15 protein-coding genes and 4 tRNA genes are annotated in these 13081 nt (G+C 62.7%); 13 read left to right on the forward strand and 6 right to left on the reverse strand.

Annotated elements, in window-relative coordinates:
- The first annotated feature begins 110 nt into the window (after window positions 1-110).
- The 3 genes from M673_RS10445 to M673_RS10455 are packed head-to-tail and all read left to right on the forward strand — an operon-like array spanning window position 111 to window position 1784.
- Complete coding sequence (locus tag M673_RS10445; protein ID WP_148640021.1) at window positions 111-515, forward strand: head-tail joining protein; 405 nt, start codon at window positions 111-113, stop codon at window positions 513-515.
- 1 nt (window position 516) lies between these two features.
- Window positions 517-705, forward strand: a complete 189-nt coding sequence (locus tag M673_RS10450) for a hypothetical protein (RefSeq protein WP_061975997.1) — start codon at window positions 517-519, stop codon at window positions 703-705.
- A 56-nt stretch (window positions 706-761) separates the two neighbouring features.
- The gene (locus tag M673_RS10455; protein WP_061975999.1) at window positions 762-1784 is read left to right on the forward strand and encodes a tyrosine-type recombinase/integrase; all 1023 of its coding nucleotides are present in this window, start codon (window positions 762-764) and stop codon (window positions 1782-1784) included.
- 18 nt (window positions 1785-1802) lie between these two features.
- Here M673_RS10455 and M673_RS10460 read toward each other — a convergent pair.
- The 4 genes from M673_RS10460 to M673_RS10475 form a co-directional block, all read right to left on the reverse strand.
- Window positions 1803-1877, reverse strand: a tRNA-Glu gene (locus tag M673_RS10460).
- A 140-nt stretch (window positions 1878-2017) separates the two neighbouring features.
- A tRNA-Glu gene (locus M673_RS10465) sits at window positions 2018-2092 on the reverse strand.
- Between the two features lie 69 nt (window positions 2093-2161).
- A complete protein-coding gene (locus M673_RS10470; RefSeq protein WP_148640022.1) occupies window positions 2162-3238 on the reverse strand; it encodes a YcbK family protein in 1077 nt (358 codons plus the stop codon).
- Window positions 3239-3426: 188 nt separating this feature from the next.
- Window positions 3427-3867: a VOC family protein gene (locus tag M673_RS10475; RefSeq protein WP_061976003.1), complete on the reverse strand. Its 441-nt coding sequence runs from the start codon at window positions 3865-3867 to the stop codon at window positions 3427-3429.
- Window positions 3868-4190: 323 nt separating this feature from the next.
- Between M673_RS10475 and M673_RS10480 the strand changes: the two genes are divergently transcribed.
- From M673_RS10480 to M673_RS10500, 5 genes are all read left to right on the forward strand, one after another.
- Window positions 4191-4772, forward strand: coding sequence for a cold-shock protein (locus tag M673_RS10480; RefSeq protein WP_061976005.1), 582 nt, complete (start codon window positions 4191-4193; stop codon window positions 4770-4772).
- Window positions 4772-5245 (forward strand): DUF192 domain-containing protein, encoded by a 474-nt coding sequence (locus tag M673_RS10485; RefSeq protein WP_061976006.1) that lies wholly within the window; start codon window positions 4772-4774, stop codon window positions 5243-5245. The genes M673_RS10480 and M673_RS10485 overlap by 1 nt, the downstream gene beginning before the upstream one ends.
- A 105-nt stretch (window positions 5246-5350) precedes the next feature.
- Window positions 5351-5427, forward strand: a tRNA-Pro gene (locus M673_RS10490).
- A 43-nt stretch (window positions 5428-5470) separates the two neighbouring features.
- The gene (locus tag M673_RS10495) at window positions 5471-5776 is read left to right on the forward strand and encodes an ETC complex I subunit (RefSeq protein ID WP_061976008.1); all 306 of its coding nucleotides are present in this window, start codon (window positions 5471-5473) and stop codon (window positions 5774-5776) included.
- A gap of 36 nt (window positions 5777-5812) precedes the next feature.
- A tRNA-Arg gene (locus M673_RS10500) sits at window positions 5813-5888 on the forward strand.
- Between the two features lie 177 nt (window positions 5889-6065).
- Here the strand turns inward: M673_RS10500 and M673_RS24615 are convergent.
- Window positions 6066-6218 (reverse strand): hypothetical protein, encoded by a 153-nt coding sequence (locus tag M673_RS24615; protein ID WP_156421116.1) that lies wholly within the window; start codon window positions 6216-6218, stop codon window positions 6066-6068.
- 118 nt (window positions 6219-6336) lie between these two features.
- Here M673_RS24615 and M673_RS10505 point away from each other — a divergent pair, with 118 nt between their 5' ends.
- Window positions 6337-6927, forward strand: a complete 591-nt coding sequence (locus M673_RS10505; RefSeq protein ID WP_082639334.1) for a pyridoxamine 5'-phosphate oxidase family protein — start codon at window positions 6337-6339, stop codon at window positions 6925-6927.
- A 5-nt stretch (window positions 6928-6932) separates the two neighbouring features.
- Here M673_RS10505 and M673_RS10510 read toward each other — a convergent pair whose 3' ends face one another.
- Window positions 6933-8114 carry a cystathionine beta-lyase gene (locus tag M673_RS10510; RefSeq protein ID WP_061976012.1) on the reverse strand — a complete coding sequence of 394 codons (1182 nt, stop codon included), beginning with the start codon at window positions 8112-8114 and terminating at the stop codon, window positions 6933-6935.
- A 193-nt stretch (window positions 8115-8307) separates the two neighbouring features.
- Here M673_RS10510 and M673_RS10515 point away from each other — a divergent pair, with 193 nt between their 5' ends.
- From M673_RS10515 to M673_RS10530, 4 genes are all read left to right on the forward strand, one after another.
- Window positions 8308-9327: an amino acid ABC transporter substrate-binding protein gene (locus M673_RS10515; RefSeq protein WP_061976014.1), complete on the forward strand. Its 1020-nt coding sequence runs from the start codon at window positions 8308-8310 to the stop codon at window positions 9325-9327.
- A gap of 74 nt (window positions 9328-9401) precedes the next feature.
- A complete protein-coding gene (locus tag M673_RS10520) occupies window positions 9402-10592 on the forward strand; it encodes an amino acid ABC transporter permease (protein WP_061976016.1) in 1191 nt (396 codons plus the stop codon).
- A 10-nt stretch (window positions 10593-10602) separates the two neighbouring features.
- Window positions 10603-12093 (forward strand): amino acid ABC transporter permease, encoded by a 1491-nt coding sequence (locus M673_RS10525; RefSeq protein WP_061976018.1) that lies wholly within the window; start codon window positions 10603-10605, stop codon window positions 12091-12093.
- Window positions 12094-12169: 76 nt separating this feature from the next.
- A complete protein-coding gene (locus M673_RS10530) occupies window positions 12170-12952 on the forward strand; it encodes an amino acid ABC transporter ATP-binding protein (RefSeq protein WP_061976020.1) in 783 nt (260 codons plus the stop codon).
- Window positions 12953-13081 lie beyond the last annotated feature (129 nt).

The following is a 13081-nucleotide window of genomic DNA, read 5'->3' on the forward strand; positions in this document are numbered from 1 at the left end:
GTGAGGTGGTGGCAAAGAGGGGGGGCGCGGAGTCGTCACCGCGCCCCTTTTTTTCGACCTTCGCGCTTCGCGCGGCTGAAGCGCGCGAGCCGCGAATGCCGGAGGAAACCATGAATATCTTCGACGACCTTCTCGGCATGGCCGAGGAAACGCTTGATCTCGTGAACGGCGAACCCGTCGTCATTCATCCCCAGTACCGCGGCCCGAACGGTCGGGCCGTCCCTGATCCCGAGCGCCGGCCGGTCCACCTGTCCGGCATTTTTGAGATCCGGCCAGGGCCCGGGGACATTCAACTCGGCAACCGCAACAGCGCACGCGGCGGCAATGATCTGCGGCTCCTTCAGAATGGCGCAACGAACACCCTTTCGATCCGTGCAACCGACCTCGACGGCTTGGAACTGCGCCAGGGCGACCGCATCGACCTTCCCGACAGGGGAACCGGCAGGCGCTTCGAGGTCGTCGCATGCCAGCCAGACGAGCACGGGCGGCTGAAATTGCAACTGGTGGAGAAATGAGATGGGCGAGAAGCGTTCGACGATCTCGATCTCGCGCTACGCGAACCTGATCGCCGCGGCGAAAGCGGCAGGACTTCCGGTGGTCCGATCCGAGATCGACGCGGACGGCCGGATCGTTCTGGTCCATGCTGAACCATCTGATGCAACGAGGATGGCAGGCTCCAATTCCTTCGACAGGATACTGAGGTGAGAAAGCGGCCCAACCCTTACCCTGGCATCACGCCTGCACCCGATCGACACGGAAAGATGCGGTGGCGCTTCCGCATGAAGGGGCGGCCAGCGTGTTACATCAATCACGAATACGGATCGAAGGCGTTCGAAGCCGCCTACAAAGCGGCGGTCGAGTCCAGCTTCGACATCACGTCTCCGACGCTCGACGAGGGCAGGGGCACATTCGGCTGGCTGATCGAGGAATACGCGCGTCGGCCGGCGTGGTCCAAGCTCGCGAAGATCACCCGCACAAATCAATGGAACGATTTCCAGCGCTTCCGGCAGGAATATGGGACCGCCATGGTCCGCGATCTACGTTCCGACCATGTCGAGAAGATGCTCGCAAAAAAGGCTTCTACTCCCAGCGCGGCGAACCACCTCTTGCGCACCGTCAAACTGCTCTGCCGCTTCGCCGTGAAGATCCGGCTGATCGAGGCCGACCCGACCGCCTCTGTGGAACGGTACGCCGAGAACCCAGACGGCTTTCACACATGGACGACGCTCGAAATCGGCCAGTTCATCGAGTTCCACGGTGCAGCATCGAAGCCAGCTCTGGCCCTTGAACTGATGCTTTCGACCGGCGCGGCGCGTCAGGACGTCATCGCCTTGGGCTGGCAGAACATCCGCGCCGGGCGCATCGCCTACCGCCGTCACAAGACGGGCGGGGAGGTGGATCTTAACCTCTCGCTCATGCCCGATCTTTCGACGCTCCTCGAAGATCTGCCGCGTGACCGGATGCTGTTCCTATCCTGGGGTGCCGGTCGCCCTTACACAGCCGCCGGCTTCGGCAATCGCTTCCGAGAATGGTGCAGCAAGGCCGGACTTCCGCATTGCAGTGCGCATGGCCTGCGCAAGGCCGGCGCAACGCGGCTCGCCGAGGCTGGTGCGACCGAGTTCGAAATAATGAGCTTCCTCGGCCATCGCACAACAGACGAAGCCAGGACTTACGTGAAGCGCGCAAATCGTGCAAAAATGGCCGACGCTGGGATGCGAAAGCTTCTCGGTGTGTCCAACCAAGTCGTCGGGTTGGACAAGCATCGATCCAAGCTACTGAAGTAGAAGGAGAAAAAAAGATGGTGGTACGCCCAAGGAGAATCGAACTCCTCTCTCCACCGTGAAAGGGTGGCGTCCTAACCGATAGACGATGGGCGCGGACAAGTGCGTCTATAAGATGATTCGACCGGTCTGACAAGCCTTTGTCGCAGAACGCGAAGAGATCGCTTCAAGCGCGAAACGCATCGCTCCATAGACGATGCGATGGACAGGCTGACTCAGAAGAATAGAAGGGAAAGTGGTACGCCCAAGGAGAATCGAACTCCTCTCTCCACCGTGAAAGGGTGGCGTCCTAACCGATAGACGATGGGCGCGGACAAGCGGGTCTATAAAAGGACTTTTCGCGAGTCGCAAGCCCATTTCGGGCTTGGGGGAGATTTATGTCAGGTGGCGCGGCGCGAGCTGCGGCAGGGCCAGTTCCAGTCCCGACGCGGGCCAACATCGATGTGGATTGCAGCCGTGTGGCAGTAGGTTCCGACGCCGCCGCGCATCGGCAGAGCGCGCACGAAGCGCGCGACTTCCTGCCCATTGACGCCCGGCACGTGAAGGTCGGCCGCCTTGCACTGCATATGGAGGGATGCTTTCGCGCCGTTCACGCTGCGATTGTGCGAAGGAGAGCGATAGCCGGAGGTGATGACCACCTTCTGATGGAAGCGCGCTTCCACCTGCGAGATGAGCGACATGAGGTTGGAGTCGAAGCAGTTGGTGACGACATCCTGCCGCTGGATCATCAGACCGCTCGGCGCGAGGCGGGCGATGCCGCTGAGCGAAGCCATCTGGTAGCTGTCGCCGAGATCGTCGATCAGTTCGGAATCGACGGAGGCGCGCTGCCCGATCTCGAAAAGCGATTTGGGATCGACGCCCGGCAGGCCGTTGTCGGCGGATTTGGGCTTCTCGTTGTCGGATTGGTGCACGATCACGCGTCGGCTCTTGCCGGCTTCCGCGTTGCGCAGCGGCACCTTGGCTTCGGCCTGCGTATAAAGCGAGGCGTAGAGCGAGTGCTCGGCCTCGCGCCCGTCGCGTTGTGGCTGCGCGAAGGCGGTGACCGCCGGTCCCGACATCGGCGTCAGAAGACTGCGAGTCTTGCCCGGCTCGATCTCGCGGCTGGCAGCCGCAACCTGCATGTCCTTGGACGCTGGTTTGCTGGCCTCCGCGATCCGGCGGGCGGCGTCGCTGGAGGCGACGGCCTTGAGCGCTTCGCCCTTGGATGGTTCCGCAGCCTCGCTGCCATCCTTTGCGGCGGGGGGCCCAGCCTGCTCGGCGACCTTGCCGTCTGACGCGATCACCTCGGCGATCGACGGGCCGCCCTTCGCCTCGTTGGGTTTGGGCGGATTGGAGAACCCGAAGGCGGAGCTTTCGTCCACCGCCGAAACGCAGCCGGTCAGAAGCGTCGATGCGCTTGCCAGGCCCGCGACAACCCATACGCAGCGTGCGCGCCGCCAATTACTCGTGGTCGTCAATCGCTAGTCCACCCTCTGGAGCGCCGCACGGTCGACGCGTTAAAGTTCGGCATCGTTCCCTGGCGGGATCGATGCCGAAAAACCGTGCAGGCTTCTCAAGTTCCCACGCGAACGCCCTTTCGGGCGCACCCTCTCACATTACAAAATGTTTAACACTACGGCGCAAGTAGGGCTACTGGCCCAAAGCCCTACCAGGAGCCGGTGTTCTCCATGCTCGCCCAAGGTTCGGCAGGCGCCTTGCTCTCACCCTTCTGCAAAAGCTCGAAGGAGATATTGTCCGGCGACTTCACGAACGCCATGCGTCCATCGCGCGGCGGCCGGTTGATGGTAATGCCAGCGTCCATCAGGCGTTGGCAGGTCTGGTAGATGTCGTCCACCTCGTAGGCGAGATGCCCGAAGTTCCGCCCGCCGCCGTAGGTTTCCGGGTCCCAATTGTAGGTAAGCTCGAGAAGCGGCGCCGCGTTGGCGCGACCGGCCTCGACATCCTCAGAGGCGGCTAGAAAGATCAAAGTGAAGCGGCCTGTTTGGCTCTCGCTACGGCGGACCTCCGTCATGCCCATGTGCTTGCAATAGAACTCGAGCGAGCGATCGATATCGCTGATGCGAACCATGGTGTGCAGATAGCGCATGAAATTCCCCCGAAGAAACGCTCGCGGGACGTAGCGCTTACGAGCGGTTTGGCCAGTGCTATGCGAAAAGGTTCCCAATTCTCTAAACATTGCCGCCCCTCGTTTTGATAGGGGTGACCGGATGCATTTGGACCAGGGCGTGTCCAAAATCCATAAAATGCCGGCTTGAGGATTCCCAAAATCACCGCGCCATCTATTCTGATATTTAATGTGAGTTCGGACGACGGTTAGCCGCGAATCGATGTGAGGGCCGCCGGGCGCATATCGTTTGGACGGGGGTTTGGAATGCGCGTTGGGTATGGGCGAGCGAAGCGGCGGTGGGTATGACCGAGCAAGGTTCATCTCGCACAGCCGAACGCGATTTGCCGTTCGACGCCGCCTCTGACGGCCATCCCGTGATCGAGGGCCGCATCAAGTGGTTCGACGTCGCCAAGGGTTTCGGCTTCATCGTGCCGGACGACGGGTCGGACGACATTCTTCTCCACGTCACCTGCCTGCGGCGCGACGGCTATTCCACCGTTCTGGAAGGCGCGCGGGTCGTCTGCGAGGTGCAAAGGGGCGAACGGGGGCTGCAAGCCTCCCGCGTCCTCTCGATGGATTCCTCCACGGCGGTGCAACCCTTTTCGCAAACCGGCCCGATGCGGACACATGTGCAGGTCGAGGCGACGGGCGACCGCGAGCAGGCCGTCGTCAAATGGTTCAATCGGACCAAAGGTTACGGCTTCATCTCGCGCGGCGAGGGAACCGAGGACATCTTCGTCCATATGGAGACGCTGCGCCGCTGTGGTATGACCGAGCTTCGGCCGGGGCAGCTGGTCATGGTCCGCTTCGGCATGGGGTCGAAGGGGCTGATGGCCGCCGAGATTTACCCGGTCGACGACGCTTCCATGAATGATGGTGACTGATGGCTCGATCCTCCCTCAGACAAACCGGCGCGGTGCTAGGTTTCGCGGCTGTCGCCGTTGCCGGCGTCCTGGCCTGGACGACGCATTCCTCGGGCTCCACGGCAACGCTGGTAACGGGCAAGGGGCAGTTTCCCATCGAGATCGAGATCGCGGACACCCCGAGCACGCGCGAAACCGGCTTGATGAACCGCGAGACCCTTGCCGAGGATAGCGGAATGTTGTTCGACTTCGGCGAGGCGCGGCCGGTCGATATGTGGATGAAGAACACGCTGATTCCGCTCGACATGCTGTTTCTCGACGAGACGGGCCGTATCGTTCGAATCGGAGCGAACGCGCAGCCTTTGTCGCTCGATCTGATCTCCTCTGGTGGCCCGGTGCGCTACGTTCTCGAGATCAACGGTGGGGCGGCCGCGCGCTACGGCGCGGCGCCGGGGGACCGATTGGAGCATTCGATCATCCCTCGCCGAAACTGATTGTTGAGGGCTTCGCCGGGAAAGCGCGCTCGCCGCGAAGGCTTCGCTTGACCCGAGGGGTGCGGCAGGGCATATGCCACCTTGTTCCAGTCGTTCGGGGCCGTTCGGAGCGTAGCGCAGTCTGGTAGCGCATCTGGTTTGGGACCAGAGGGTCGCAGGTTCGAATCCTGCCGCTCCGACCATGTCTCGAGGGACTGGTTGGCTTGATTGATTGGAGATCTCTGTATGGTTGCCCGGATCTATCGTCCCGCCCGTACGGCGATGCAGTCCGGCAAGGCGAAGACCAAGGAGTGGCTGCTCCAGTACGAGCCTGCCGCGCCGAAAGTCGTTGAGCCTCTGATGGGCTACACGTCGTCGTCCGACATGCTGTCGCAGGTGCGGCTGTCCTTCGAAACGAAGGAACAGGCCATCGCCTATGCCGATCGTTACGCCATTCCCTACCGTGTCGAAGAAGAGCACGTGTCGGTTCGCCCGAAGGTCTCCTATTCCGACAATTTCCGCTACGACCGCATCGCGCCCTGGACGCATTGAGCCACGCCAGCGCCGCAGGACCTGCGGCGCCCAACCGGCCCCGTAGCTCAGTGGATAGAGCACCGGCCTTCTAAGCCGATGGTCGCAGGTTCGAATCCTGCCGGGGTCGCCACCTCATTTCCCGATTGATTGTTTCGCCACGTGGGGTCTCGCACGGGGCAAATTTTTGTTTGGCGGAAGCCAAGGGCGTTTGCCGGTGGCTTCCAAAGTGACTGGGGCGGTTCCGCTCGCACCTGAAACAACCGCGCAGAGGCGTCGGCGCTTCAGGTGACGGTGCGGGGGTGAGACGTTAGAACGTCTCTCCGAAACCTTCGCTCCAGGCGCGCCAATCTGCGCTTCCCGGACGGTAGGGGTTGTCCTTGCGGCTGCGACGGCGCGACCGGGCGTCTTCGCCCTCGCGCTTGACGATATCGTTGCGGGTCATCAGCGAGTGTTGGGTCATCGTTCACCTCCTTTCATCGAAGGCGCGCGAGATAGAGCATGTATGTTGCAAGATCAAGGCAGGCTCCGATTTGCGTTGTCTGCGGATTTGAGCACACCTGCGCGGCGACGAACGGAGTATGAGTGAGATGGCAGCGGATGGCGAAGCGCTTCACGATCTCGGACCCTCCGTTTGGCGCCGTTGGACGCGTGCCTTGACCGAAAAGGACGATCCGTTTCGCACGCTCGTGCTGGCGAGCGCCGGTCTGGAGGGCGGTGGATACGCGCGGATGGTCGTTCTGCGGGGCGTCGAGGCGAAGGAGAGGCAGCTCGAGTTCCACACGGATGTCCGCTCCCCGAAGGTCGAGCAACTGCAGGCCGACCCGCACGCCACGCTACTGGTCTGGGACCCGGCCGAGCGCCTTCAAGTGCGCGCCGAGGGACGGATCGTGTTGTTCGCCGAGGGCACGGACCTCGCGCGTGAACGGTTCGAAGCCTTGAGCGAGAGCGCGCGCAAAACCTATGGCACGCAGACGGCGGCGGGCCTGACATTGGACAGTCCTGACGCCTTGGGCGCGTCGCTTCCCGAAGATTTTGCCCGGCGGAGCTTCGTGGTGGCGCAGCTGACGGTCGAGCGGATCGACTGGCTCCGTCTTACCCCCGAGGGGCAGCGGCGCGCCGAGATCGTCTATCGACCGACGGGCGCGATCCAGCGTTGGATCGCGCCCTGACGACGTTAGACGAGAGCTCGGACCGCGGCAAAGCCGCGCGCCAGATCTTCTCTCAGGTCTTCGACATCCTCCAAGCCGATCTGCAGCCGGATCACCGGCCCCTCGCTTGGCCCCTTTGCGAAGAGCCGGTCGGAAAGATCGACGTGCAGTGCCAGACTCTCGAAACCGCCCCAGGAATAACCGAGGCCGAAAATGCGCAGAGCGTCGAGGAATGCCTCCGCCTCGCGTTGGCCGCCGCCGTTCAGAACGATCGAGAAGAGACCGCTGGCGCCCTTGAACTGCCGTCGCCAAAGATCGTGTCCGGGGAAGGAGGGCAGGGCGGGGTGAAGCACCCGGGCCACGTCGGCCCGCGCTTCCAGCCACTGGGCGAGATCGAGCGCCGCGCGCTCGTGCGCGCGTAGGCGCACCTCCATCGTTCTGAGACCGCGAAGCGTGAGATAGGCGTCGTCCGGCGCGGCATTCACGCCAATCTGCATCTGCGCATCGCGTAGGCGCTTGTAGGTCGCGGCATTGGCCGAAACGCTGCCGAGCATCAGGTCGGAATGGCCGCCGGGATATTTGGTGAGCGCATGAATCGACAGATCGACGCCGAAATCCAGCGGGCGCAGAAACAGCGGCGTCGCCCAGGTGTTGTCCATCATCGAAACCGCGCCGCCTTCACGCGCGATATCGGCCATCTCCCGAATGTCGATCATCTCGAACGTGTTCGATCCCGGCGCTTCCAGAAAGACGACGCGCGTGTTCTTGCGCATGAGATCGCGCAGACCGGCGCCGATCGCGGGGTCGAAATATTCGATCTCGACGCCCATGCGCCGAAGCATCGTGTCGCAGAAATGCCGCGTCGGACCATAGACGCTGTCGATCACCAAACAGTGGTCGCCTTGCCCAAGGAAGGCGAGAAGCGGCACGCTGATCGCCGCGAGCCCCGACGGCACGAGAATCGTGCCGGCCGACCCTTCGAGATCGTCGAGCGCGGCTTCCAGCGCCTCCGTGGTCGGTGTGCCGCGCAGCCCATAAAGATAGGTGTGATCGCGCCGGCGCATCGTCGCCGCATCCGGGAACAGCACGGTTGAGGCCCGCACGACAGGCGGGTTCACAAAGCCATGGAAGACGTGTGGGTCGTAGCCGGCGTGAAGAAGACGGGTCGAGGTTCGGAACTGATGTTTGTCGTCCGTTTCACTGCTCACGCGCGGGGCTTTCTGAAAACATTTTGAAGAGCGGATTTGGTCAAGCCGAACAAATCCTTGGGAAAAATTTTGCCACATGCTTGACCTGCGCAGTTTTATGGCATGAACCTTTCGCTCGCAACTCGACTGAATTGCCCATGCTGCGCAGGCATGCGGCGAACGAACGTTCAACCCGCAATTCGAAGGTATTGGGATGAAACTGAAGCTTCTGGCCGCCGCGCTCTGCCTCTCAGTCATGGGAGTGGCGACGACTGGCGCTTCCGCCGGAACCTTGGACGACACCAAGGCACGCGGAACCGTCCGTTGCGGCGTCAACACCGGGCTTCCCGGATTCGGATACCAGAACGACAAGGGCGAGTGGGCTGGCCTCGACGTCGATTATTGCAAGGCGATCGCCTCGGCCATTTTCGGTGATGCGACGAAGGTCGTCTATTCGCCGCTTTCAGCCGTGCAGCGTTTCCCGGCCCTTCAGAACAACGAGGTCGACGTTCTCGCCCGCAACACGACCTGGACGATGAGCCGCGACACGTCTCTCGGGCTCGCCTTTGCCGGCGTCAATTTCTACGACGGCCAGGGCTTCATGGTCCGCAAGTCGCTGGGCGTGAACTCCGCGCTCCAGCTTTCGGGCGCCACGGTCTGCGTGCAGAGCGGCACCACCACGGAGTTGAATCTGGCGGACTATTTCGCCGCAAACAACATGCAGTACAACCCGGTCGTCATCGAGGCGCAGTCCGACGTGAACTCGGCCTATGACAGCGGTCGCTGCGACGTGCTGACCACCGACCAGTCCGGCCTCTACGCCTCGCGCCTCGAACTCGGCACGCCGGACGACCATCTGGTTCTGCCCGAGATCATCTCGAAGGAGCCGCTCGGCCCCGCCGTGCGCCAGGGCGACAGCCAGTGGTTCAACGTGGTGAAGTGGACGCATTTCGCGCTGCTGAACGCCGAAGAACTCGGCATCACCCAGGCCAATGTGGACGAGATGAAGGCCTCGACCAACCCGGAGATCCGTCGTCTTCTCGGCGTCGAGGGCACGTTTGGTGCCGATGCCGGCCTGACCAACGACTTTGTCGTAAAGATCGTGAAGGCGGTCGGCAACTACGGCGAACTTTTCGAGCGCAATGTCGGCACCGGCTCGCCGCTCGGCATCGCGCGCGGCCAGAACGCGCTCTGGACCAAGGGCGGCCTGCAGTACGCGCCTCCGGTCCGCTAAGCCGCCGCTAAAGTCTCACGCCCTGCCGCCGGCTTGTCCGGCGGCAGGTTCTCCTTTCCCGTCGAAGGATGCTCATGACAGCCGAAACCGGAACGATGCCAGCGGGTCGCGATCGCGACTCGGTCTTCACCAATCCCCTCGTGCGCAGCATCGTCATCCAGGTCGCGCTGGTTTTGGGCCTCGCCCTTTTCGTCTTGTGGATCGTCAGCAACACGGCCGAAAATCTTCGCAGCGCCAACATCGCCTCGGGCTTCGGCTTCCTGCAGACGCGCTCCGGCTTCGACATTTCCCAGGTGCCGATCGCCTATACGAACAACGCCACCTACGGCCGAGCCATTCTCGTCGGCCTGACGAACACGCTGATCGTCGCCGGCACGGGCATCGTCTTCGCCACTATTCTCGGCTTCGTGGTGGGCATTGGTCGTCTGTCGCACAATGCCTTGGTGCGCGGGATTGCAACGGTCTATGTCGAGACGTTCCGCAATATCCCGCCGCTGCTCGTCATCCTGTTCTGGTATTTCGGCGTCCTCTCGCTGCTGCCGCAGCCGCGTCAGGCGATCGAGCTTCCCTTCGACGCCTTCCTGTCGAATCGCGGCCTGCAGACGCCAAGCGTGCAGTTCGGCGCGGAAGCTTGGCTGACCTTCGCAGCCCTCGGCGTCGGCCTCGTCGCGACGTTCGTTCTGTCCAGCGTGTTCAGCCGGCGCCAGAAGGCGACCGGACGTCGGCCGAGCCTGCTCTGGCCAGCGGTTGCTCTGATCGTCGGGCTTCCGATCCTCACCTTCGCGGCGTCCGGCTTTCCCGCCGCCTTGGACATTCCGCAGCGCGGCACGTTCAACTTGAGCGGTGGCTTTCAGATCAAGCCGGAATTCCTGTCGATCTTTCTGGCGCTCTCGGTCTACACCGGCGCCTTCATTGCTGAGATCGTGCGCGCGGGCATCCTTTCCGTCTCCAAAGGCCAGACCGAGGCGGCCGCCGCGCTCGGGCTGCGGCGCGGGCTTTCGCTCCGTCTGGTGATCGTACCGCAGGCCTTCCGCGTCATCATTCCTCCGCTGACCTCTCAATATCTCAATCTGATCAAGAACTCGTCGCTGGGTCTTGCCATCGGGTATCCCGATCTCGTCGCCGTGGGCTCGACGGTTCTCAACCAGTCCGGCCAGTCGATCGAGGTCGTCGTCATCTGGATGAGCGTCTATCTCGGCATCAGCATCGCCATCTCGATCCTGATGAACCTGTTCAATCGACGCATGAAACTGGTCGAGCGCTGAGGGTCGCATCATGGAAGAACAAGTCGCTCGCTTCGTATCCAGCAGCCATCTTCAGCCGCTTCCGCCGCCGGAGGCCGTCGGCGGCCTTTCGGGCCGCCTGCGCCGCAGCTTCTTCGCGACTCCGCTGGACGCGGTGCTGACCACGATCTGCCTCCTGCTCGTGGCCTATGTGGCCTGGGGCATCTTCCAATGGGGCGTCGTCAACGCCGTCTTCACGGGAGCGGATCGCACGGCGTGCCTCGGCGAGGGCGTTGGCGCCTGCTGGGCCTTCATCGGCGCGCGGTTCCAGCAATTCATCTTCGGGCTCTATCCCGTGGAAGAGCGCTGGCGCGTGCTCCTGGTCTTCGCGCTTCTCATCGTGCTGGTGATCCCGCTCGCCATTCCGCGCGCGCCCTACAAGAGCCTGAACGCGATCCTTCTGTTCTTCGTCTTCCCGCTGACGACGGCGGTGCTTCTAACGGGCGGGCGCTTCGCCATGTCTGGCTCGTCGATCGCTCTGGTCTTCGCGCTCGCAGCTGCGGCCACGCTTTTCCTCTGCATCGGCATCAGCGCCCAGGCCACGTCGCATCCGATGATGAAGCTGGGCTGGGGGCTTGTGTTCATCGCCTTCGTTGCGGCCCTGGTCGCCCCTTATGTCAGTTCGGACCGCTTCACTTTTCTGACCTTCCGCTTCGACACGCTAGGCTTCATCGCTCTTCTGGCCGCCATCGCGGCGATCGGACTGGCGCTCGCCACCGCGTTCGCCACGCTGGACGAGAAGGCGCCCGCGCTCGGCTTGATCTACCCGCCGCTTGCAGCCTTGTTCCTCGTCGCGATGCTGACCAGCGATTTCGGTTTCAGCTTCGTGCCGACCAATCTTTGGGGCGGCCTTCTCGTCACGCTGGTCGTGGCGCTGACTGGTATTGCGCTGTCCTTTCCGCTTGGCATTCTGCTGGCGCTCGGGCGCCAGTCGCGGATGCCGGCCGTGCGTCTCTTCTCGATCATTTTCATCGAGTTCTGGCGCGGCGTGCCGCTGATCACCGTGCTCTTCATGGCCACGTTCATGCTGCCACTCCTGTTGCCGAGCGGCGTGAGCCTTAATCAGCTTCTTCGCGTCCTTGTCGGCGTGTCGCTCTTCGCCGCCGCCTACATGGCGGAGGTGATTCGAGGTGGCCTTCAGGCCATCCCGAAGGGCCAGTACGAGGGCGCCGACGCTATGGCGCTGACCTATTGGCAGAAGATGCGCATGATCATTCTGCCGCAGGCGCTGACGCTGGTGATCCCCGGTATCGTCAACACGTTCATCGGCCTGTTCAAGGACACCAGCCTCGTTTCCATCGTGGGTCTGGCCGACCTTCTGGGCGCGGTGCGTCGCGGTTTCAGCGATCCGACCTGGATCACGCCGACGACGCCGGCCACGGGCCTCGTCTTCGCCGCCTTCATGTTCTGGCTCTTCTGCTTTGGCATGTCGCGCTACTCCATCTTCATGGAGCGTCGTCTCTCGAGAGGGCACAAGCACTGACGCGCCCGGTCGGCCTCGCCCATCGCCGGATCGGCCCAGACCGGTCCTCCTCGGATACAAAGTTTCGGACCCCAACATGACCGTATCGAACGCCCAAACCTCCGCTCTTCCCACGGGCCAGCTCGGCCCGGTCGCGATTGAGCTCGCCAACGTCAACAAGTGGTATGGCGAGTTCCACGTGCTGCGTGACGTGAACCTGCGCGTTCAGCGCGGCGAGCGCATCGTGGTGTGCGGCCCGTCGGGCTCCGGCAAGTCGACCATGATCCGCTGTATCAACCGGCTCGAGGAGCACCAGAAGGGCACGATCGTCGTGGACGGCGTCGAGCTGACCAACGATCTGAAGAAGATCGACCTCGTGCGCCAGGAGGTCGGCATGGTGTTTCAGCACTTCAACCTCTTCCCGCATCTCACAATTCTGGAAAACTGCACGCTCGCGCCGATCTGGGTGCGCAAGATGCCGAAGAAGAAGGCCGAAGAGATCGCCATGCATTACCTGACCCGGGTGCGCATTCCCGAGCAGGCGCATAAATATCCCGGTCAGCTCTCCGGCGGTCAGCAGCAGCGCGTAGCCATCGCCCGCGCCTTATGCATGCGGCCCAAGGTCATGCTGTTCGACGAACCGACGTCGGCTCTCGATCCGGAAATGGTGAAGGAAGTTCTCGACACGATGGTCAGCCTTGCCGAAGAAGGCATGACCATGATCTGCGTGACCCACGAAATGGGCTTCGCGCGGCAGGTGGCGAACCGCGTCATCTTCATGGATGCCGGGCAGATCGTCGAGCAGAACGAACCCAACGCCTTCTTCTCGAACCCGCAGCACGAGCGCACCAAGCTGTTCCTCAGCCAGATCCTTCATTAAGCACGAACCTGAAGGCGCCCGGCTTACGCCGATCGCCTTTGCCGAAGCGGCCGCCGGCGAAATCGTCAGGCGGCTGCGTCAATGTGGAACAGGGGACTTAAATGTCGCATTTCCCTTGCACATAAGGGA

Source organism: Aureimonas sp. AU20 (assembly GCF_001442755.1).
Taxonomy (GTDB): Bacteria; Pseudomonadota; Alphaproteobacteria; order Rhizobiales; family Rhizobiaceae; genus Aureimonas.